Source organism: Sorangiineae bacterium MSr11367, assembly GCA_037157805.1.
GTDB classification, from domain to species: Bacteria; Myxococcota_A; Polyangia; order Polyangiales; family Polyangiaceae; genus Pendulispora; species Pendulispora rubella.
In genome coordinates this window covers 3,170,819-3,190,265 of the sequence record CP089983.1, presented here as the reverse complement: position 1 = coordinate 3,190,265, position 19,447 = coordinate 3,170,819, and the positions used below count along the sequence as shown (strand labels likewise).

At 67.3% G+C, this 19,447-nt stretch carries 15 protein-coding genes and 1 pseudogene; 5 read left to right on the top strand and 11 right to left on the bottom strand.

The genetic code is table 11. From position 1 onward, the window contains the following. Positions 1 to 187: 187 nt before the first annotated feature. On the bottom strand, positions 188 to 1,957 hold the full coding sequence (locus LVJ94_12860) for a protein kinase (GenBank protein WXB08119.1): 1,770 nt from the start codon (positions 1,955 to 1,957) through the stop codon (positions 188 to 190). Positions 1,958 to 2,314: 357 nt separating this feature from the next. Then, positions 2,315 to 2,689 (bottom strand): annotated as a pseudogene (locus tag LVJ94_12855) (hypothetical protein). A gap of 4 nt (positions 2,690 to 2,693) precedes the next feature. Here LVJ94_12855 and LVJ94_12850 point away from each other — a divergent pair. Then, positions 2,694 to 2,948 (top strand): CD225/dispanin family protein, encoded by a 255-nt coding sequence (locus LVJ94_12850; GenBank protein ID WXB08118.1) that lies wholly within the window; start codon positions 2,694 to 2,696, stop codon positions 2,946 to 2,948. Positions 2,949 to 2,954: 6 nt separating this feature from the next. On the opposite strand, the gene LVJ94_12845 is transcribed toward LVJ94_12850, so the two are convergent. From LVJ94_12845 to LVJ94_12830, 4 genes are all read right to left on the bottom strand, one after another. Then, positions 2,955 to 4,580, bottom strand: coding sequence for a prolipoprotein diacylglyceryl transferase (locus LVJ94_12845; GenBank protein WXB08117.1), 1,626 nt, complete (start codon positions 4,578 to 4,580; stop codon positions 2,955 to 2,957). Next, the gene (locus tag LVJ94_12840; protein ID WXB08116.1) at positions 4,577 to 6,298 is read right to left on the bottom strand and encodes a hypothetical protein; all 1,722 of its coding nucleotides are present in this window, start codon (positions 6,296 to 6,298) and stop codon (positions 4,577 to 4,579) included. The genes LVJ94_12845 and LVJ94_12840 overlap by 4 nt, the downstream gene beginning before the upstream one ends. A 146-nt stretch (positions 6,299 to 6,444) precedes the next feature. Further along, positions 6,445 to 9,303 (bottom strand): bifunctional [glutamate--ammonia ligase]-adenylyl-L-tyrosine phosphorylase/[glutamate--ammonia-ligase] adenylyltransferase, encoded by a 2,859-nt coding sequence (gene glnE, locus LVJ94_12835; protein ID WXB08115.1) that lies wholly within the window; start codon positions 9,301 to 9,303, stop codon positions 6,445 to 6,447. Beyond that, a complete protein-coding gene (locus tag LVJ94_12830) occupies positions 9,285 to 9,974 on the bottom strand; it encodes a CPBP family intramembrane metalloprotease (protein ID WXB08114.1) in 690 nt (229 codons plus the stop codon). Before LVJ94_12830 ends, glnE begins: the two co-directional genes overlap by 19 nt. 272 nt (positions 9,975 to 10,246) lie before the next feature. Here LVJ94_12830 and LVJ94_12825 point away from each other — a divergent pair, with 272 nt between their 5' ends. The 3 genes from LVJ94_12825 (at position 10,247) to LVJ94_12815 (ending at position 14,626) form a co-directional block, all read left to right on the top strand. Continuing rightward, a complete protein-coding gene (locus LVJ94_12825) occupies positions 10,247 to 11,905 on the top strand; it encodes an HTH domain-containing protein (GenBank protein ID WXB08113.1) in 1,659 nt (552 codons plus the stop codon). A 1-nt stretch (position 11,906) separates the two neighbouring features. After that, positions 11,907 to 13,085 carry a hypothetical protein gene (locus LVJ94_12820; GenBank protein WXB08112.1) on the top strand — a complete coding sequence of 393 codons (1,179 nt, stop codon included), beginning with the start codon at positions 11,907 to 11,909 and terminating at the stop codon, positions 13,083 to 13,085. Positions 13,086 to 13,231: 146 nt separating this feature from the next. Continuing rightward, complete coding sequence (locus LVJ94_12815; GenBank protein WXB08111.1) at positions 13,232 to 14,626, top strand: hypothetical protein; 1,395 nt, start codon at positions 13,232 to 13,234, stop codon at positions 14,624 to 14,626. A gap of 17 nt (positions 14,627 to 14,643) precedes the next feature. Here the strand turns inward: LVJ94_12815 and LVJ94_12810 are convergent, their stop codons facing one another. The 3 genes from LVJ94_12810 to LVJ94_12800 are packed head-to-tail and all read right to left on the bottom strand — an operon-like array spanning position 14,644 to position 16,216. Further along, positions 14,644 to 15,063 (bottom strand): type II toxin-antitoxin system VapC family toxin, encoded by a 420-nt coding sequence (locus LVJ94_12810; protein WXB08110.1) that lies wholly within the window; start codon positions 15,061 to 15,063, stop codon positions 14,644 to 14,646. A 31-nt stretch (positions 15,064 to 15,094) separates the two neighbouring features. Further along, positions 15,095 to 15,382, bottom strand: coding sequence for a type II toxin-antitoxin system Phd/YefM family antitoxin (locus tag LVJ94_12805; protein ID WXB08109.1), 288 nt, complete (start codon positions 15,380 to 15,382; stop codon positions 15,095 to 15,097). 45 nt (positions 15,383 to 15,427) lie between these two features. Then, positions 15,428 to 16,216: an enoyl-CoA hydratase-related protein gene (locus tag LVJ94_12800; GenBank protein ID WXB08108.1), complete on the bottom strand. Its 789-nt coding sequence runs from the start codon at positions 16,214 to 16,216 to the stop codon at positions 15,428 to 15,430. A gap of 155 nt (positions 16,217 to 16,371) precedes the next feature. Between LVJ94_12800 and LVJ94_12795 the strand changes: the two genes are divergently transcribed. Beyond that, positions 16,372 to 17,994, top strand: coding sequence for a beta-ketoacyl synthase (locus LVJ94_12795; GenBank protein ID WXB08107.1), 1,623 nt, complete (start codon positions 16,372 to 16,374; stop codon positions 17,992 to 17,994). Here LVJ94_12795 and LVJ94_12790 read toward each other — a convergent pair. Both LVJ94_12790 and LVJ94_12785 read right to left on the bottom strand, forming a co-directional pair. Then, complete coding sequence (locus tag LVJ94_12790; protein ID WXB08106.1) at positions 17,991 to 18,848, bottom strand: 3-keto-5-aminohexanoate cleavage protein; 858 nt, start codon at positions 18,846 to 18,848, stop codon at positions 17,991 to 17,993. The genes LVJ94_12795 and LVJ94_12790 overlap by 4 nt on opposite strands. A gap of 5 nt (positions 18,849 to 18,853) precedes the next feature. Next, the gene (locus LVJ94_12785; GenBank protein ID WXB08105.1) at positions 18,854 to 19,366 is read right to left on the bottom strand and encodes a MarR family transcriptional regulator; all 513 of its coding nucleotides are present in this window, start codon (positions 19,364 to 19,366) and stop codon (positions 18,854 to 18,856) included. Between the last annotated feature and the right edge of the window lie 81 nt (positions 19,367 to 19,447).

The following is a 19,447-nucleotide window of genomic DNA, read 5'->3' as shown; positions in this document are numbered from 1 at the left end:
ATGCGAAGCACAGCCGACGTGGGCAACAATCCGTAAGAAGACGGCCGCACAGCACCGTCGCCAGCTTCACTACATAGGATGCATGACCTCCGCCGTCGCGCTCACACAATGGCGAAAGGACGTGCTTTTTCTTTGCAGCTCTTGCGCTCTTCTTCCTCGGTCTTGCTCGGGTCCCGGAGAGCTACGGCTAGGCTGTGGTCACCAGCGCAGCCGCTTCGTCGAGGACCCGCACCAGCTCACGCGTCAGCCGTCGTACGGCGGAGATGGCCCCTTCGAGCAGCGCCGTGGCCTCGGTGAATTCCAGGTCGAGGCGCTCGTTCTTCTCATCGAGTTGGCGTTTGCGCATCTCGAGGCGCGAGGACAGGTCCGCGTCGACGAGGGAGGAGCGATCGCTCTCTCCGCGCAACGTCTCTTGTTCCCACGCCGATTCCGATGCCTGCTTTGGGCCAGGCTCCACGCCCCGCTCGGCGTTTTGCTCGCGCAGGCTGTCGAGGCGCGTGCGAATCGATGCAAGATGCAACCGTTCGCGCGAGCGCTCGTGCGACAGCTCGTCGATGGATCGCCCCAGCTCGGAGCGGAACTCGCGTCCCTGCGCCGCGAGGCGATCGACGCGACCCTGGTACTCGGAAACGCGGCCGGTCGCGCGTTCGACGGACATGATCAGCGCGCGAACCTGCACGGCGTGGTCCTTCGCCAGCTCCGCGCGCGCGGCCCTCTCGCCGCCTGCGGCACTGGCGCGAATGATGGCCTCCTCGAGGGCATCGAGCGCCGCGTTCCATCGCGCAGCGAGCGCGCTTTCACGCTGCGCGAGTTGCACGGTGGGACGCACCGACGGGCTCGGATGCTCCTGCATCGGCTCCTCGAAGGGATCGCCCTCGCCGATGGCCAGGGTGAGCGCATCGTCGCGCGCGGCCATGCTCGCGATGGCCGCATCGATGGCCAACGGTGTCACCTCGCTGTCGCGCAGCGCAGCATCCAGCGCGGCAGCGTCGAGGTGCGCGGTCACCGTCTCTTCATCTTCGGCGATGGTGGTGACCGGACGGCGAAGCGCGTGGATGAGCGCATCGTGCACGATGAAGGCGTCGGCCGGCCGATCGTCGCGCTGCCGGGCCAAAAGCGCGTGGACCAGCGCCTCGATGTCCGGAGGCACGTCGAGCCCGCGCTCGCGCAGGGGCACGGGCGCAGCCTCGAGCGGCTTGAAGAGCAGCTCGGCCTGCCCGCGCGCGTTGTACGGCAGCGTGCCCGCGAGCATCTCGTAGATGACCACACCGAGCGCGTAGAGATCGGCGCGGCCATCCGGTGCAAGGCCATCGAGGTACTCGGGCGCGATGTAGCCGGGCGTGCCGAACATCTGCTCGTGGAAGGTCAACGTCGGCGCATCGAGGATCTTGGCAATGCCGAAGTCGGTGAGCTTCACCGTGTCCTGGGCGTCGCCTTTGCTGACGAGCAAGATGTTCTCGGGTTTCAAGTCGCGATGGATGATGCCCATCTGGTGCGCGCGGCCGAGCGCCGAGGCGACCTGCGCCGCAATGTGCGCAACGCGCCGCCACGGAAAGCGGCCCACGCGCATGTGCGTGATGAGCGACTCGCCCTCGATGTATTCCATGACGAGGTACGCGAGGTTGTCGGTGTCGCCGAAGTCGGTGATCTCGACGATGTTGCGGTGGTTGATGCGATTGACCGCGCGCGCCTCGCGCAGAAAGCGCTCACGATGGCTCGGATTGAGCGAGAGCTCTTGGCGCAGGATCTTGATCGCGTTGAGGCGATCGATCATCACGTGACGCGCCAAATAGACGCTCGACATCCCGCCGGCGCCGAGGCGCTTGATCAGACGAAAGCGCCCCGCGATGGTGCGCCCGAGCAATGGATCGGTGCTTTTGGTGAGCGGTGTGCCTTCGAAGGGGCAAAAACCGGCATCGTCATGAAAGAGCTCGGAGCACTGCGGGCAAATCCGCATGTACTTCTTTCTACACAGCTCTCGGGTCCGAGGTCCAATGCGGCCGAGGGGAGCGGCTGCGATCTCGATCCTTTGGAGGCGTCGCCGCAGCGATCGCGATCCTGGGAAACCGCTTCTCGAAGCGCGATGACAAGCCTTGGCGATGTGTGCGATGCTCGCCGAACGCCCAAACTGAGGAGTTGACGATCTACGAGGGGGCGACACGCCTGGGCTGGGAAGCCCGCGGCGTCCCGACACGTAGACCGTTTCGCGAGGAGAAAAGAACCCCATGATGGTTTACGACCCGATGAGCGCAAACTCCACACATCACGCGGCAGGCGGATACGGGCCTCCCGGTGGCGGTGGCTTCCCTCCGCCACCTCCCGGTGGTGGCGGCGGTGGGTTCCCCCCGCCCGGCGGCGGCGGGCCGCCCGGTGGTGGCGGTTACGGGGGTCCTCCGGGCGGCGGCGGTCCCCCCGGCGGCTACGGGGGTGGGCCTCCCGGCTTTGGCGGTCCTCCTCCTGGTGGAGCCGGTGGGCCTCCCGGTTACGGCGGTCCTCCGGGTGGCGGTCCTCCTGGGTTCGGTGGCCCGCCGGGCGGCGGCCCTCCCGGCTTCGGTGGCGGCCCTCCAGGTGGCGGCGGCTACGGTGGCGGGCCTCCCGGTTACGGCGGCGGACCGCCCCAAGGCTACGGTGGCGGACAGCCGCCGCAAGGGTTCGGCCCGCCCGGCGGTGGCTTCCCCCCGCCCGGCGGCCCCATGGTCCCGGGCGCCGGTGGCGACGTCAACACGACCTTGCCGTTGGTGCTGAACATCGTCGCCATCTTCTGCTTCTGCATCGTGGGCATCATCGGGCTGGTTTTCGCGATCCAAGCCGGCACCGCGAAGAAGAACGGCGACATGGAGACGGCGCGCGCCAAGGCGAAGACGTCGCTCATCCTCGCCATCGTGGGCATTGCCCTCGGCATCGTGGGCGGCGCCACGAGCTTCATTCTGAACGCCGCGAACATGTAGCGTGGTCTAGAACGCGAGCCCGAAGGAGGCGCGGGGCTCGTACGACGTGATCACGCCGACGCTCTCGGCGCTGATCACGTTGATCCCAAGCGGGGAGAAGCCGAGCGTCACGTGGGAGCTGACGACCCACGCGACCTCGGCCCCCATGCGCAGCGCCCAAACGTTGACGTTGGAGTAAACCTTTGTATCCCAGACCAGCCATGTGTGGGTCGGGACGAAGATGGCGCGCACCTCGAAGTGGCGCCCCGCCTCGAGCGCGAATTGGAAGGGAACGCCGAGGCCGTAGTGGTACGCGACGTCGTTGGCGTAAACGCGCCCCTCGAGCCCCACATCGAACCGCGTCGAGCCGCCCAGACGAAGCCGGTAGAGGACATCGAGCTCCGAGGTGAGCCCCGACGGCACGTCCGGCCGCGCCAACGTGAGCGATGGCGCAATGGATACTTGAAGAGTGATGCGCCGCGCATGCTGCACGGATCGCGCATCACGCTCCGTCATCGGTGTCGGCGTCGGACTCGGCGTCGGGCTCGGTGTCGGACTCGGCGCCGTCGAAACCGGTTTGACCCACTCCGTCCGCCCTCCCCGTTCGACCTTGTCGATGAAGATCCATGAGATCGTCGTCACCTGCCCATTCGCCAAGCGAATCGCCACATGGTCCCCGGGGGAGAACTCGGTGATCGCCCCCGCGAGGCGCTCGCCCGTGTTGAGCACGATGGCATCGGTCCCCTGCGCAAACGCCGGGCGCGGGAGCAGCACGAGAAGCACGATCGACGCGATCCCCACACCACGCGCCAGCGGACGATGGAACACATCGATGCGCCAACGCCGCGACAAGACGAAGACGCCCGCGAGAAGCGCAAGGGACACGAACTGCGCGGAGCTCAAACCGAGGTACAGACCGCGATCGTCGTCGCCGCGCAGAAGCTCCAAGGCGAAACGCCCCGCGGCATACGCCGCCATCCACGCGAGAAAGGCGCCCCCGTCGCGGCGACGCACGAGGAAACGCCACGCGAAGAGCGAAGCGGCCAGCCCGACGAGCGACTCGTAAATCTCCGTCGCATGGACCGGCAAACTGGGCGCTCCGGCCGGGATCCAACCGCGCGCCAGGTGGTCCTCGGCGGCAATGCTGCCAACGGGAAAGCGCACGCCGAGCGGCGAGGAGGTGGGCTTGCCGTAGTCGCACCCCTCGAGAAAGCACCCCACGCGCACCATCGCGAAGGCGATGCCCATGCCCGGTGTCGCGCGATCGAGAAAGTGCCGGGCCGCCATCCACGAGGGCGCGCCGCCCTGAGGAACCCTGCGAAAGCGCAAGTAGAGCGAGGGGGCGAGAATGCCCGCGAGCAACCCTCCGTACGCCGCACGGCCACGGGTGACGATGGGATCGAACGAGCCGGCCGCCACCGCGTCGGGGATGGCCCGCACCCATTCGAAGACATACCCGCCGAGGAGGGCGCCGAGGTACGCGAGCACGAGGGCACGCGCCTGCACATGCAGAGACTCACCATCACGCGCGGCAAGGCGCAGCGCGATCATGGCGCCAAGCAAGGTCGCGAGGCCGCACATGGTCGCGTAGTCCGGAGCGAGCCAGCCGGGAATGCCATGGGCGGTGAGCCAGAGAACGAGTACGGGCCTCATGCGCGGCTCCCTTCGCGGCGCACGCGGGCGTTCTTCCCGAGGTAGACGAGCGGGAGGGCGAGCCAGAAAAACGAGGAGAACGGCGCCAGCGGCGCGGGATCCGGCGCTGTCTCGCATTTGCAATTGCTGCTGTTGCCACTCTTGCACGTGCCGCACGAGCTGGAGCTCGAGCCACCCGACGATCCCGAGCTGCTCGACGAGGACGACGAGCACGATTTGCACGACGAGCAATTCGAGCCCGACTCCGACGTGCCGCTCGAGGAGGACTTGCCGCATCCGCCGCCGCCCGAGGACGAAGATGAACCGCCGCCGCCCGTCCCACCGCCGCCCGTCCCACCGCCGCTTCCTCCGCCGCCACTTCCCCCGCCGCTGCTGCCCCCTCCACCGCCGGTGGTGCCGGTGGGCACCGGTGCGGGGTTGCCCGAGCCTCCGCTCCCGTAGCCCGAGGAGTCACCGCTGCGCGTGTTGGAGTCGCAGCCCGAGCACGACGAGCAGTTCTTGCACGACGTGCACGAGGGCCCACTACCGCCCGAGCATTTGCCCGAGCTGCACGCTTTGTCGCAGCCTTTGCACGACGAGGAGCATGCGGCCACGGGATCGGAGCACCCCGAGACCTTCACGTCGCCGAGCGAGAGCGGGCGCGGGCCGGCGTCGCCGCCTTCGTCGGAGCCCGACAGGCACAGGTTGAGCGCCCGCACGCACCGATCGTCCTGCAGAAACGCGTCGGCGGCCGGGAGGCTCGTCGACTTGCGCGAGCCCGTGGGCACGAGGCATCGCTCGTCGCGCACGCACTCGGCCACGGTGGAGACGCTGAGCAGCGCCATGGCGCACAACTCGTCGACGCGCGAGATCGGTGCCGCGTCGGGCCCCGCGTCGATGTCACCACGCGGCGCGAGAAGGTAGCCGCACTCCTCGCGGCCGTCGGCAAAGTCCTCGAGCGCCGCATCGTCGTCGCATGCCCCGTGATCGAGGCACGCCTGGCAACGCGAGGTCACGTCGTCACGGCATTCCCCAAGGGTGGCGTAAAGCCGATACGGATTGCCGCGCAAGCCCGAAGGGCGCACGTTGAAGGAAACGCCGTTCGCCGTCAGCGTGCTCGTACCGGCATCCTCGGGTTCGTTCATCGCCAAGAGAACGAGCCACGAAGCATTGACGTACACCGTGTCATCGATGGCCGCGGCGGCCGCGGGCCAGCCCACCACCCGCGCCACATGCTTCGCACCGGTGACCTTCATCAGCTCACGGACGGTGCGCCCGCCTTCCCCGGCAAGCGCCCGCGACTCCTCGCGCGCCGTTCCTTCGGGCGGTGTTCCCTCCACCGCGGGCAGCTCGGGAAGTGGATCGAGCCCGCCCGTGTCGCCGGCACGCGGATCGGGATGAGGCTCGGCCACAATGTTTCCATCGTCCACGCGCGCCTTCCACACCAACAGCGAATCTTCGTCGCGCTCCGCGCGTGCCCCGTCGACCTCGTTGACCTCCGCCGAGGGCGAGCGGCCCTTTTCGTTGGGCACCTTCTCGGATTGGGTCTGCGCACTGCGCGTCGTGAGCATGCGGTGGAGCAGCTGCTCGCGCGCGTCGGCCGGCAACGCGGTCACGACCGCGGGATCGGCCCCGAGGGCATCTCGCAGTCGCAAATCCTCGTACGGCGGGGCCTCCGCGCCGCACGCCGAGACGACTCCGCAGACGCAGACCACCCCCCACAGCCATGTTCCCCGCATGAACCCCGCGCTCCCACCAGGGGTCGTTGCGAGCCGCATACCAATGCTTGGGCTGGCTACAATCTAGCGTTATTTACGCAACGCAAGCAAACTCGACTGCGTAGAGCTCCGCGCGGTGGGCGGCACCGTACGCGCGGACCGCGCGGTCATTCGGCTTCGACGCCCAGCACGGCGAGATACGCCGCGCGCACTTCGGTGGTCACCCGAACGTAGCGCGCGAGCAGCGCTTCCGCGGCCGACCCGCGCGGGCGGCCATCGCGCATGCCCATGCGGCGCGCGAGCAAGGTCAACCCCGGGGCGCCCTCCTCGATGAAGGGGCTCGTGCTTCCGTGGTGGACGCGCGCACGCTGTTCCAATTGCCGGAGCAACCGGTAGCCCTCTCGCAACGATCCGGCGTGCCCCGAATCGATGTACCCGCACGCTTCCAGCGCGCCCAGCGCGGTCTCGGTGTCCTGGGTTCGCACCCGCGGATCGCGGCCATGCTTCATTTGCAGGTACTGCGCGGCGAATTCCACGTCGACCAAGCCGCCGCGTCCCAGCTTCATGTCGTAGCGGATCCGCCCCTCGCGGCGCTCGCCGGCGAGCTCGCGCTCCATGCGCATGCGCAGTCGATGCACGTCGGCAGCCGGCGGGGCGCCGCGGACGAAGGCGGCCTCGCGCGCAATGGCCTCGACTTGCGCGCCGAGCTCCGGATCTCCCGCGCATGCCCGCGCCTTGATGAGCGCCTGCCGCTCCCAGGCGGCCGCCTGCGTCTCCTGGTAGCGCCCGAACGCCTCGATGGACACCACCAAGAGCCCCTGGTTGCCCGAGGGGCGCAGGCGCGTGTCGAGTTCGTAGCCCGGCCCGTCGCCGTGGGGGGTGCCCAAAATGCGCAGCACCCGCTGGGCGCCGCGGATGGCGCGCTCCTGGGCCTCGTGCTCGTCCTCCCCCGCGGGGTCGAAGACGAAAAACAGATCCAAGTCCGATCCGTAGCCGATCTCACGCCCGCCGAGCTTCCCCATGGCGATGACGGCCATGCGGACGTCAGCGCCCAAGGTGAAACGAACCGTGTGGCGCAGCACCGCATCGGCCAGGGTGCTCAACGTCAGCGTGCACTTTCGCGTATCGAGCTCGCCCGCGAGATCCGCGATGCCGACCTCCATGGTCACCCGGCGCTTGGCCCGGCGCAGCGCGCCCACGAGGCGCTCCAGGCGCAAGCCGGCGTCGGTGATGCTCTGCAAATCGCCGAGCCGTGTCACCTCGTCGTCCACGACACGCGCCGCACCTTCGGGATCGCTCACCGGGGTGGTGCGAAAGAGCAGTTGGTCCACCAGATCGGGATGCAGTGCCGCGGCCTCGCCCAGGAAGGCGCTCGCGCCGAACAGCCCCGCCAGCCGACGCGTCCCCAGCGGATCCTCGGCCAGCGCGCGAACGTAGACGCTGGGCGTGATCATGCGCGCGAAGAACGTGGTCATCAGGCGCGCGGCCTGCTCGGGATCCGCCGCATCCGCGAGCGCGTCGATCAGCGTCTCCGCGAGCGAGGGATAGAGATCGCGCGAGACCGCGCCGAGTGGACCATCGGGGCGCTTGGCCAGGGCCAGCAGGTGCCGCAGCAATTCCGGCGCCCGAATCGGATCGAAGCGCTCCTCGAGGCACGTCAAAAGGCGGGCTTCGTCGCGTGCATCCAGCGCCACCAGCAGCCGCTCGATGGACGACGGCGCCGCGGCATCCGTCTTGGCCACGCCATGGCTCGTGAGCGAGGCCATGCGCGCGCCAATGCGCTTTCGCACGCGGTCGAGATCTTTCTCCAACTGCACCGTGCCGCGAAAACCCAGCGATCGGGCGATGCGCCCCAGAAGCGATGGATCCTCCGGCAAGGCGTGGGTCTGCAAACCCGTTGCAAACTGCACGCGATGCTCCAGACGCCGCAGTGCCAAATAGCCGTCGCCGATTTCACGCGCCTCGCGCTCGGTGACGAAGCCGCGCCCGCGAAGACGCCGCAACGCGTCCATCGTGTTGGTGCTGCGCACGACCGGATCGCGCCCGCCCCATACGAGCTGCAGCGATTGCACGAAGAACTCCGCCTCGCGGATGCCCCCGGGGCCCAATTTCAAATCGCGCCGCGGATCCTCTTCGCCGATTTCCGCGCGCGCCCGCAGCAGCATCGCGGCCATCTCGTTGGCCAATTGCGGATTCACTTCGCGCCGCCACACGAAGGGCGACAGCGCCGCCAACACTTGCTCCCCCACCGCCAGATCGCCCGCCGAAGGCCGCGCACGCACCAGGGCGGCGCGTTCCCACGTGCGGCCCCATGATTCGTAATAGCGCTCGGCCGCCGCCAGCGCGTTCACCAATGGGCCGCGCGAACCCTCGGGCCGCAGCCGCAGGTCGACGCGCCAGACCATGCCGTCTTCCGTGGGCTCCTCCAGGGTGGCGGTCAGCCGCTGGGCAACGCGCGTGAAGTACTCGTGCAGCGAGACCTCTTGCAGCACGGCGTCTTTGACCACGGAGCCTTCGTCCGTGTCGTAGAAAAGCAGGAGATCGACGTCGCTTCCCGCATTGAGCTCGCGGCCGCCCAGCTTGCCCATCCCGATGACGCAAAAGCCGTTGCGCGTTCCATCGAGCTTCGTCGGCACACCGAAACGGCGGTCGGCCCACAGCAGGGCCTCGCTCAGGGCCACCTCGATGCACACATCGGCCAGCTCGGAGAGCTCGCGCGCGGTCACGTCGACGTCGGTGCCACTTTCCAATTCGCGCGCCGCGATGCGCAATCGCTCGCGCGTGGCAAAGCGGCGCAATTTCCGCCGCACGTCGGCGGCGTCGGAGAGATCTTCGAGCTGGGGCAGCAGCAGCCGCCGATAGGCCCGAGCATCGCGGGCGCCGCGCCCGGAGTTGGCGATATACGACACGTCCTCGGGCCGGCTGCGAAGCGAGGGCCCGAGTGCGGGATAGGCCGATTCGAGCCAGTGCGAGAGCTCGACGGCGTCGCGGCGGAGCGGTCCGGTGATCAGAGGCCCGTCCCCCACAAAGGAAACATCACCACCATGCACCAGTCGAAGAGTGCATGTGCAATCATCGCGGCCACCAGACTACCGCCTTTCAGGCGCACCACCATGCCCCAAACGAGCCCTGCCCCCAGTGCCCCGATCGGCAAAAGCAGATTGACGCTTGCCCGCGGATCGGACAACGCCCACGCCGCCGGAAGGTGCGCCGCCGCATAGAAAAAGGCCGACGCGATCCACGCGGCGCGCGATCCCCACTGTTCGGCCAGCAAGGTGGTCACCAGACCTCGCCAGACGAGCTCCTCCGCGATGGATGCCGCAATGACCAGCGCCGCTACGGCCCCGGTGTGTTGCCGAAGCTGCGATAAATCCCCAATTTGCAGGTAAAGCCGGGCCAGCCAGACCTCACGCGGTCCGCCCACGGGCGCCACGATCCGCGTAAAATAATACGCGACTGCAACCAAGATTACGCCGCTCAGCACACCGACGGTGGCGTCGCCCCAACGAGGGCGAAGCCACTCGCGCAACTCCCCGTGGCGCTGGGCACGAACGGCCGCGAACACCGCGAGAAGAAGCGTGGGCACGACCACGAAGCCCCAGAACGCTGGGGTCCCGGCGCGTTGAATCTGCCAGCCGAAAAAGCCTGGAATCGAGACGATGAGGACGACGAGAATCGACAAAATTAGAGGGCGCATAGGATGCTCAGAAAGGCAAGTCGCGACAGACTAAGCCATTTGACGAGGTGCTTCGCCCGAGTTATAGCCACTCAGGCGTAGCTTTGTGAGGTCACGGGTTGCGCAAGCCACAGCCACCGCCGAGCGGGGCGTGGTGGGGATTCGACGGACGAAACCTGGGATTAATCTCGGCAAGAGGTTCACCTGGAGGTCGTCACGAGGGTCTCCTCGACGGGCGCAAGAGCCCCCCGATGCCACGAGGCGTCGTCACACAGACAAATGGAAAAACGACCATGACGTTCACCGAAGCCGCTGCAGAGGTCCTTCGACTCGCCGGCAAACCGCTTCATTACAAGGAAATTACCGAGCTTGCGATCGAGAAGAACCTCTTGTCCCACGTTGGCAAGAGCCCGGAGGTCACCATGGGTGCCCGGCTCGCCGCGTTGTTGAAGAAAGAGGACAAGACGAACCCGATCGTGCGGGTCAAGCCCGGTGTCTTCGCCCTCCGCGACTGGGATGGTAAGCGCGGCAAGAAGAAGAGCGAACCGGTCGCCGTGGCCGAGGTCGAGGACGAGGAGACGGGAGACGAGATCAACGCGCTCGAGGTCGAAGCGGCCACGCGCGAATCCACCCCGCCGCCCCCGCCGGTTGCCGAAGTCGAGGAAGAGGAAGAAGAGCGCCCCATCGTTTCGGGCGAGGACGCACTTCGGGCCGACTTGGCCGCCCAGGGCGCCGAGCTTTTCGACGACGAAGAGGACGACGATCAGCCGATTTTCGCCCCGCAGAATGCAGCGCCCGCCCAAGTGGGCGAGCCGCTCACCGAGGGAGGCCGCCGTCGCCGTCGTCGCCGCCGCCGCGGACGTGGCGGGAGTGGTGCCACGGACATCACCGCAGATGGTCTCTCGTCGCCGCGCCTCGAGGGTGGAGAGGCACGTGGGGCTACGCCGAACTCGTCGCGTTTCGATCCGGGACCGGGAACGACACCGCGTTTCGATCCGGGCCTCGCCGCCCAAGTCCTCAACGCGGGCGAGACCGAGGGCGGCGTCGAATCGCCGCGTGATCCGCTGGCGCCGGCTCCGCGCCCGCAAGTGCGCGATCGCCACCAGATCATGGCGGGCGGTGCACCCAGCGGCATCGAGGTTCCGATCGGCGAAGGCGAAGAGCTCTTCGGCCGCGACTTGGCGGATGCAGCGCTCACCGTCATGGCGTCCTTCGATCGCAACGCCGGCCCGGTGCCGCTCCGCGCCATCGTGGACGCGTTCATGCGCCGCGGTCGCCTCTCGGGCGATCCGTCGCTCGCGGTCATTCAGGTGGGCGCGGCCCTCCGCGCGGACAATCTGCGCCGCAACGCCGCCGGGCAACGCCCGCGTTTCCGCTTCGCCGCGGGTTCGCGCGTCGCCCCGACGGACTGGGTCCTCGGTTCGGATTTGGTCCGCCTCGAGCAAGAAGTGAACGGCGCGATCGAGCGCTACCGGGAGGCCACCCGCCGCGTGCTTCTGCGCCGCGTGCAGGAGCTGCCGGGCCACGCCTTCACCGAGTTGGCCCTGCTCGCCTTGGAGCGCGCCGGGATGTCGCAACTCCGCCCCGTGCGTCGCGCGGGCTCGCCGGGTGGCGAAGCGCACTTCAGCGCCATTCACCGCACCGGCAGCGACGAGATCCGCACGGCCATCGTGATCCGCAAGGACGGCCGCGAGCTCGGTCGCGAGCGCGTGAGCGATCTGCGTGGAGCACTGCATCATTACGGCCCTGCCGCAGCGGGTTGGCTCGTCACCACGGGACAGGTACTCTCCGGAGCCCGTGAAGAAGCCGGCGCCCCGAACGCAGCCCCCGTGGCCCTCTACGACGGACTTGCATTCTGCAAGCTTCTCGAAGAAGGCGACGTTGCCGTCGTCCGCACGCGGTTCTCGGTCACCATTCCCGACCTCGAGCTGTTCGAAACGTTGCGCGGGTGAGATGAAGCGCGCGACCAAAGCCGTCGTCGCGCTGGGTCTCGCGCTCCTTTCCTCGTTCGGATCGAGGGAGGCGGCAGCGGATACGTCCCTGCCGCCGCCCAAGGTGAATTTGACGCTGGCCACCGATTCGCTGAAGCGGTGGACGATGCGCCTGGAGAACACGGGCGAGTCGCCGCTGCGCATTGTGGCCGACCCGTACCTGCTCTCGTTCGAAATCATGATCCCCGAGGGCGCAGCGCCCTCGAAGGGAAAAAAGCCTTCGCCGGCACGCACGGTTCGCTGTTCGCTGCCGGCCGACATGCGCCCGTCGTCCGATCTGGCGCGGGGCCTCGTGCTCTTGCCGGGCAAGGCCTACAGCGAAGCGATCGATCCGCGCATGTATTGCTTCGGCGCGAAAGAAGTCGCCGGCCTCGTGCGCGGTGCGCGCGTGATTGCCCATTACGGATTTACGCCACCACGAGGGAAGGCCAAGCCCGCAGCTCCCTTCGCCGTCGCGCCGGTGGCCTCCGCGGAGCGCGCCGCCGACGTGACCATTGGCTCGCTCAAAGAGGTCATCTCGACGTCCTCCGTCGAGCTCTCGGAGGCCGCGCTGTCAGGTGTTTCAGGGGCGGTGGCCGATGCCACCTTGCCCGACAAAGGCAAGGACACCGTACCGGTGGCAAGCCGGACGACCTCCCCGGTCACCGAGAAAGACAGCCCTTCCTCCGGTGCCCCCTCCGCACCGAGCGACGGCCTTGAGCACGCGTTCGCGATCGCGCTTCCCGCACGAAGTGACGGGTTTCGCGGGCGGGACGTCAGCGTCACCGTCAGCCTGACCAACGTCGGAACGCGACGCGCGTCGGTGTACTTCCGGCCACAATCGGTTGCCTTCGACGTCATCGGTCCGGACGGCGAGGTCACCTGCCCCGCCTTGGGCGCCGGTGCCATTCGCGAGCTTTTCACCACGCTTTCGCCGCGCGGACGCGCCCAGGTCGTCATGCTTCCGTCGAGCTCCTGCCCGGATCATGCGTTCGACCTGCCTGGTCTCTACGAGGTTCGCCCCCGACTCGACACGCGGCACATCGCGGGGAGCCCAACCGCGCTTCACGCCTTTGACGGCGAGACCGCGGGCACCTGGTCGTTGGTGCGCATTCGCGCGGGAAAACCCGGCGTTTCGCGACCTCCGCCGACCGTGGAGTAACCGTTCGCATCCAATGCCGTACACGCCCGCTCCCTCGAGCTGGGGCGATAGGTTGCGGCGGCCCGGGCGACGGCGCGACCTTTGCTTCGATCTGGGGGGGCGATTCTGCCTTGAATCGACTCTTTCATGATGCAACGGATCCCTTGATGCAGAAGGCCACGGTGGACTTCGGGGTGTCGCTGATGCCCGAACACCAGGTCGAGCTCCTCGTGGCCGACCTGTCGCTGGCCCGCGCGCTCTTCGAGGGAGTCCCATCCGCGCGGCTTCTTTCGCGGGTCCAGCTCGCCCGGGACGAATCGAACCAGGCCGCGTGGGACGAATGGCTTGCGCGCGTCACGGCGCATCAACCCGAAGACCTGGAACGCCTTCGCCGCGCCATCGCGCGTCACGCCCGCCAAGCGCTCGACGAAGGGCCCATCGTCGCGGAAAACGGCACGGTCGCCGCCTTGGTTTTCGGCTTCTTCTGCAACGAGAGCGACGATGCCTCGCTGGCCGAGTCCAGCCATCCGCCACCCGAGGCCCTCGTGCGCGCCTGTTCGTTCTACGACGGCCGTCTGGGCGCAAAAGGCGACACGCGCGTGCCGATGCTCGAAGCCTGCATCCGCATCGCCACCCTCGCCTCGGCGGGGCCTTGGGCGCACGAACGGCTCATGGACGCCGTCGCGCAACTCGCCACCTCGGAAATCGGCATTCTCTGGCCGGCCGCCGAGCAGCGCCTGTTCCCCATCGATTTCCAGGTCGCGCCGGACCACGCGCGCATGACCCGCATCGACCGCGCGTCGCTCGATGCACTGGTCGCACGCGATCCGCGGGAGCTCGCCTCGGTGATCGCGCGGGCCGAACGCTCGCGACCCTTGCCGACGCCGATGGCGTCCTTGCCACCTTCGCGTCCGCGCGTGCGGCTGGACACGTTCCTGGCGGACCTCTCCGACCTGCTCTCCCGTCCGGGCACACTCGTGCTCGCGGTGCCGCTGGTGGATCCGGAGGTCGACGCGGCCGTGCCGAGCAAGCCCCCGTCGGATCGCCCGTCGAGCATTCCGCTCGACTGGTCGCAGCCGGATCTCGCGGAGAACATCGCCGAATCGATCGAGAATGGGCAAACCTCGTTTGCGCGGTTGCGCAACCTCATTGGCCGCGGCGGAGAGCCCGCCCTCGACGCCATCGGCGCGGAAATGCTGCGCACCTCGGGCCACGCGGCCGCCAATGCAATGTTCGCCGAGGTCCTCGCGCGCGCAGGCCGCCCGAGGGACGTGATCCGCCTGGTCACCCACTTCGCCATTGCATCGGATCCGCCCGTGGCGGCCCGCGCGCTGAGCGCCTGCAGCGCGCCCGAACTCCCCAGCGTCCTTCGCGCCTGGCTAGAAGCCATGCTCCCCACCGACGGCGCCGACGCCCAACTGGGTCCCGATCCGCACACGTCCAGCGCCGCACGCCTCACCGCCTGCGTCGCGTCCCTCGAGCCGTACCCGCACCTCTACGAAGCCGTCCGCCCCCTGCTTCTACGCGTCAGCGAACGCCCTCCCCCGAGCACCTCCGAGTAAGGCGGGTGAGTGCGCGCTCACCGCATCCAGTTGGTCACGGTTAGGTCGGCAAATACCTTGAAATCCTTCTCGTTGGCGGTCACGAGGGTCAGACGGTTCGCGGCGGCAATGGCCGCGATTTGCCCATCACCGTAGGGGAGAAGCCGTCCCTTCTTTTCCAGGCGCGCCCGCTCTTCTGCGTGCCATTCTGCCGCTCGTTGATCGTAGTCGAGGATCGGAAGGCGGATGGCTCGAAGGTACTCGTTCAGCTCTTTTTTTCGCCTGCCCTCTGGCAGCCGAGAAACGCCGCAACGCAACTCGTGCCAAGTAATCGACGAGATGGCCGCCGCATCCTCGTGTTCGCGCAGCTGTTCGAGCAAGTACTCGTTCGGCCGCGGTTTCGCAGGTTCCGAGACGACGTTGGTATCGAGCAGGTATTTGAGCAGCGCGCGATTCATACAACCGAGGGAGTAAGCGGTCCCGTGGACATCACCATTTCACGGCCCGAGCCGGCCTTTCCCCTCTCGTGCCCTCCAACGCACCGGCAAGGTCCAACTCCTCCATCTCGTCCTTGTGCTTCTCGCGCCAACGCATGATCGCGTCCCACGTGCCATTTCCCGGGCCACGCGACCGCCGCAAGCGCTCGTACTCGTCGTGAGCGACCAGTACCGCCACCGGCTTGTCGTGCCTCAGAATCTCGACCGGCCCCGTCTCTTCCGCCGCGTGAATCAGGGCAGGAAGGCGATTTTTTGCTTCGGCAACCGATACGCGCTTCATAGCCATAGGATAGCCATTTTCATCGCGTGAACAACTCCCCCGCTCTCACTTCCCCGTGAACTTCGGGGGGCGCTTTTCCAGGAAGGCCATGAGGCCTTCGCGGGCGTCGTCGGTGGCCAGGCATTCGGCGAGGCGTTCGCGCAATTTGGGAAGCGCGGTTTCGAGCGGCTCGTCGTCTTGCTCGGCGAAGGCGCGGAGACCCAGGCGCATCGTGCTGGGGCTCTTCGCGGCGAGCTTTTGACAGAGCGTGGCGACGGCGCCATCCAGGGCTGCCGGGGCGACGACTTGGTTCACCAGGCCGGCGGATTTGGCCTCCTCCGCGCTCAACTTTTCGCCGAGCAGCATCATCTCCATGAGGCGGCGGCGCGGAACGAGGCGGGCGAGAACGGCCATGATCATCATGGGAAAGAGGCCCACGAGGATCTCCGGGGTCCCGAACTCGGCCTCCGTCGACGCCACGACCAGGGTGCTCGCGGCCACCAGCCCCAGCCCGCCGCCCATCGCGGCACCGTGGACTTTGGCCACGATGGGCTTTTGCGCCCGCACCATGGCGAGCAGCAAATCGGCATAATCGCCCGGCTTCGAGTGGCGTTCGAGCTGCGGCGCGTCGGACGACGAGGTCATCTGCGCGAAGTCCCCGCCGGCGCAAAAGGCCTTTCCCTCACCGGCCAGCACGATCACGTGCACCTCTGGATCGGCGTGGGCCTCGGCGAGCGCGTGCAAAAGCTCGTTGACCATCTGCGGCCCAATGGCATTGCGCCGTTCGGGATACGCGAGCCGAGCGGTCAGAACGGGACCTTCCTTCTGCGTACGAATCTTCGCGTAGACGCTCATGGACTCTTTCTCCCTTGTTCAGGTTCGTGGACGCGCAAGGTGCATGCTTGTCGAAGCAGATCCAAACCGCTAGCTTCCAGCCGCACCGTTTACGTGCCCATGCGGCAATACGCGGTACGCCACGCTTCGTGCGCGTCGACCAGGAGACCCTTCGGATGTCATCGCCCCGTTCATCGGATCGTCCTTCCCGCCGTCGCATCGGCATTTATGGCGTTGGCGTGGTTGCGCCGGGGGGCCGCAACGTGCAGGCGTTCGAGGCGCTTCTTCAGCGCGGCGCCACCGCGCTCGGGCCCACGACCCGGCGCGAGTTCGGCAACGGTCTCTTCGCGGTGGGCGAGCCCGATTTTTCGTTCGATGACTATGCGGCGTGGATCGCCGAGCGGCATGGCGAGGCCTACGTGACGCGCCTCCGCGCCAAGATGGCCAACAATGTTCAGTTCGCCGTCGGCGCCACCATCCAAGCGCTCCAGTGCGATCCGAATTTGGAGCGCCTCGTGCGCGAGGTCGACGACGGATGCCACGTCTACGTCGGCTCCGGCGTGGGTGATCTGCCCGAGAGCTACCGGGCTGCCGCGTCGCTCGAGCGTGCGACCCGCGCGTGGAATCATTTCTGGGCGCAACCCGAACATTGTGCGGCGCGCAAACAATTCGATGCAAACGGCGCCGTTCCTACGGGCTCCGAAGCCCCGCCGCCGAACCCGACGACGTTCCCCGTCGACAGCGATGCACGCTTCGAGGCGCGCAAGGCGTGGGATGCGTATTGGGCCGCGCGTTCCGAGGTGCTGGACACCTTCTTGAAGCGGTTCGCGGCCATCGAGAAGCTCGACGCGGACGACGAGAACCAGGACAAGGCGCACATGAGCGCGATGCGCAAGCGGTCGCGCGCACACCGAGCGCTCGTCACGGAGTTCGGCTGCCCTCCCCCGCCGTGGACCGAGGTGAGCCCCAACCTGATTTGGAACATTCAAAACGGCCCCGCCGCGCAGATCACCATGCTGCTCGACGTGCACGGCGCGGCCTTCGCGCCCGTAGGGGCCTGCTCGACGTTCGGCGTCGCCCTCAAGTGCGGGCGCGACGCCATCCTCCGCGGCGAGGCCAAAATGGCCATCGTCGGCACCACCGACCCGCGCCCCGATGCGGCGCTGGTGGCTGCCTTCCACACCGCCCGCGTGATGCCGGGCATTCCCGAGGTGAACCTTCCCTTCACCTCGTTGCGTGGCACCCACGTTTCGGGCGGCTCGTGCATCTGGATCATCGGCGATGCCGAGTTCTGCGAGGCGCGCGATCTGCGCCCCATCGGAGGCTACGTCGAGGCCATCGCGCTCTCGTCCGACGCCGAGCACATCATCACGCCGTCGCAATCGGGCCCCAAGCGCGCCATTGCCCGCGCCTACGCGGAGGCCGGCATCGAGCCGTCGGACGTGGCGGTCATCGACCTGCACGCCACCGGCACGCCGGGCGACTTGAACGAGCTCGCGCTCATCGACGAATACGTCACCGATAAAACCCGCATCACCGCGCGCAAAGGCCAGCTCGGTCATGGCATGGCCAACTCGGGCGGTTGGGAACTCACCGAGCTCGCGCTGAGCCTCTCGCGCGGAACCGCATTCCCCACGGGCGTCGCCGATCACGCCCTGCACCCGCGGGTGCAGCGCAAAGGCTCCATCGTCATGTCGGAGACGCCGCTCGAGGGCGACATCGGCGTGAAGTTGATGCTCGGCATCGGCGGAATCACGGCATGCATCGTCATGCGCGGCGCACGGCAGAGCGCGGGCTAAAGCCCCAGAATCGCCTTCGCTTCGTCCACGGTCGCGACCTTTCGACCGACATCGCGCACCAGGCGTGCGGCCACCTCGATCAAGTCGCCGTTCGAGCGGGCCATATCGCCATTGGGCAAGTACAGATTGTCCTCCAATCCCGCGCGCACATTGCCCCCGAGAACCAGGGCCGCGGCCATCATCTTCCATTGGCAACGACTGATGCCAATGACTTCCCACTCGCTGCCCGGCGGCATGATGCGCGTCTGCAATTGCAGACTTTCGACCAACGGCGGAATGCCGCCCAAAACATTGACGATGAAGGAAAACTGCAGCGGCGGCCGGAGCACGCCCATGTCCAAAAGCGGCGCAATGCCCTGCGTGTGGCCGGTATCGAAACACTCGAGCTCCGGTTTGACGCCGCTCTCGTTCATCGCGGTCAGTAATTTGATGATCTTTTGATACGTATTCGAAAACACCATATCGAAGGCGAACTCTTTTCGCTTTTCCGAATACTTCGAATAATTCATCGTCCCCATGTTCAATGCGGCAATCTCGGGACGGCTCTCCCGGATGTAGGCGCATTGTTCGGAGACATCGTCGAAGATGGTGCCCGTCGAGAAATTGAGCAAGATGGGACAGCGCTCGCGGATCTCGCGCTTGATGGCCGCGAACGTGGCCGGGCTGAAGGTGGGCGAGCCATCGTCGTTGCGCGCGTGGATGTGCACCACCGAGGCGCCGGCGTCGTAGGCACGCTTGACCTCCTCGGCGATCTCCACCGGCGTGTACGGGATGGCCGGACACTGTTTGCGATTGGCCAGCACGCCCGTCACGGCGCAGGTGATGACGCAGAGATCCGGATCGCGGCGGGTCATGTGGGTCACTCCTTGGGATCACCCAGGTCGGGGAAGTCTCGCTTGATGATCGCTTTGATGCGCGCGGTGACCTTGCCGGCGACTTTGAGGGCATCGCGCAGCTCTTGAGGGCTGAGCGCTTCGAGCGCGCTCTCGAAGATGCCGATGGGCTCGATGGGGATCTCGCTGGCCAGCTTGTTCCCCTTCTCGGTGAGGTGGATGCGCACCACACGGCGGTCGTCGGTGGAGCGGACGCGTTCGACGATGCCCTCGCGTTCCATCCGATCGACGATGCCCGTGACCGTGCTGTTTTGGGCGCGGATGGCATCGGAAAGCTCCGACAGGGAAAGATCGCCCATGTGCTCGAGCATCTTCACCACGGTGAGCTGCGGCCCCGTCAGACTCGCCCGCGCGGCGAGAGCCTTCATGACGCGCCGGTTTTCGGTGTAGAGGTAGATGAGCGTCTTCAGGAGTTCGTCGATGTCTTTTCGTGCATCGGACGGGGAAGCGCTCGCGGCGGCGGCCTGGGATCGTTTCATGGTGGGCGCAGTCCAGAGAAGTTTCGTACGCGAAAATTCTAAAGGCGAACGGATTGCTCGTCAAACGCTCCCTTCATTCGC

Excerpts from the sequence above, each read along its gene's own strand:
- LVJ94_12785 (WXB08105.1), bottom strand. The coding sequence starts at position 19,366 with ATGAAACGATCCCAGGCCGCCGCCGCGAGCGCTTCCCCGTCCGATGCA.
- LVJ94_12805 (WXB08109.1), bottom strand. The coding sequence starts at position 15,382 with ATGAAGCGCGTATCGGTTGCCGAAGCAAAAAATCGCCTTCCTGCCCTG.
- LVJ94_12845 (WXB08117.1), bottom strand. The coding sequence starts at position 4,580 with ATGAGGCCCGTACTCGTTCTCTGGCTCACCGCCCATGGCATTCCCGGC.
- LVJ94_12860 (WXB08119.1), bottom strand. The coding sequence starts at position 1,957 with ATGCGGATTTGCCCGCAGTGCTCCGAGCTCTTTCATGACGATGCCGGT.
- LVJ94_12815 (WXB08111.1), top strand. The coding sequence starts at position 13,232 with ATGCAGAAGGCCACGGTGGACTTCGGGGTGTCGCTGATGCCCGAACAC.
- LVJ94_12790 (WXB08106.1), bottom strand. The coding sequence starts at position 18,848 with ATGACCCGCCGCGATCCGGATCTCTGCGTCATCACCTGCGCCGTGACG.
- LVJ94_12825 (WXB08113.1), top strand. The coding sequence starts at position 10,247 with ATGACGTTCACCGAAGCCGCTGCAGAGGTCCTTCGACTCGCCGGCAAA.
- LVJ94_12795 (WXB08107.1), top strand. The coding sequence starts at position 16,372 with ATGTCATCGCCCCGTTCATCGGATCGTCCTTCCCGCCGTCGCATCGGC.
- LVJ94_12800 (WXB08108.1), bottom strand. The coding sequence starts at position 16,216 with ATGAGCGTCTACGCGAAGATTCGTACGCAGAAGGAAGGTCCCGTTCTG.
- LVJ94_12840 (WXB08116.1), bottom strand. The coding sequence starts at position 6,298 with ATGCGGGGAACATGGCTGTGGGGGGTGGTCTGCGTCTGCGGAGTCGTC.
- LVJ94_12820 (WXB08112.1), top strand. The coding sequence starts at position 11,907 with ATGAAGCGCGCGACCAAAGCCGTCGTCGCGCTGGGTCTCGCGCTCCTT.
- LVJ94_12850 (WXB08118.1), top strand. The coding sequence starts at position 2,694 with ATGGTCCCGGGCGCCGGTGGCGACGTCAACACGACCTTGCCGTTGGTG.
- LVJ94_12810 (WXB08110.1), bottom strand. The coding sequence starts at position 15,063 with ATGAATCGCGCGCTGCTCAAATACCTGCTCGATACCAACGTCGTCTCG.
- LVJ94_12830 (WXB08114.1), bottom strand. The coding sequence starts at position 9,974 with ATGCGCCCTCTAATTTTGTCGATTCTCGTCGTCCTCATCGTCTCGATT.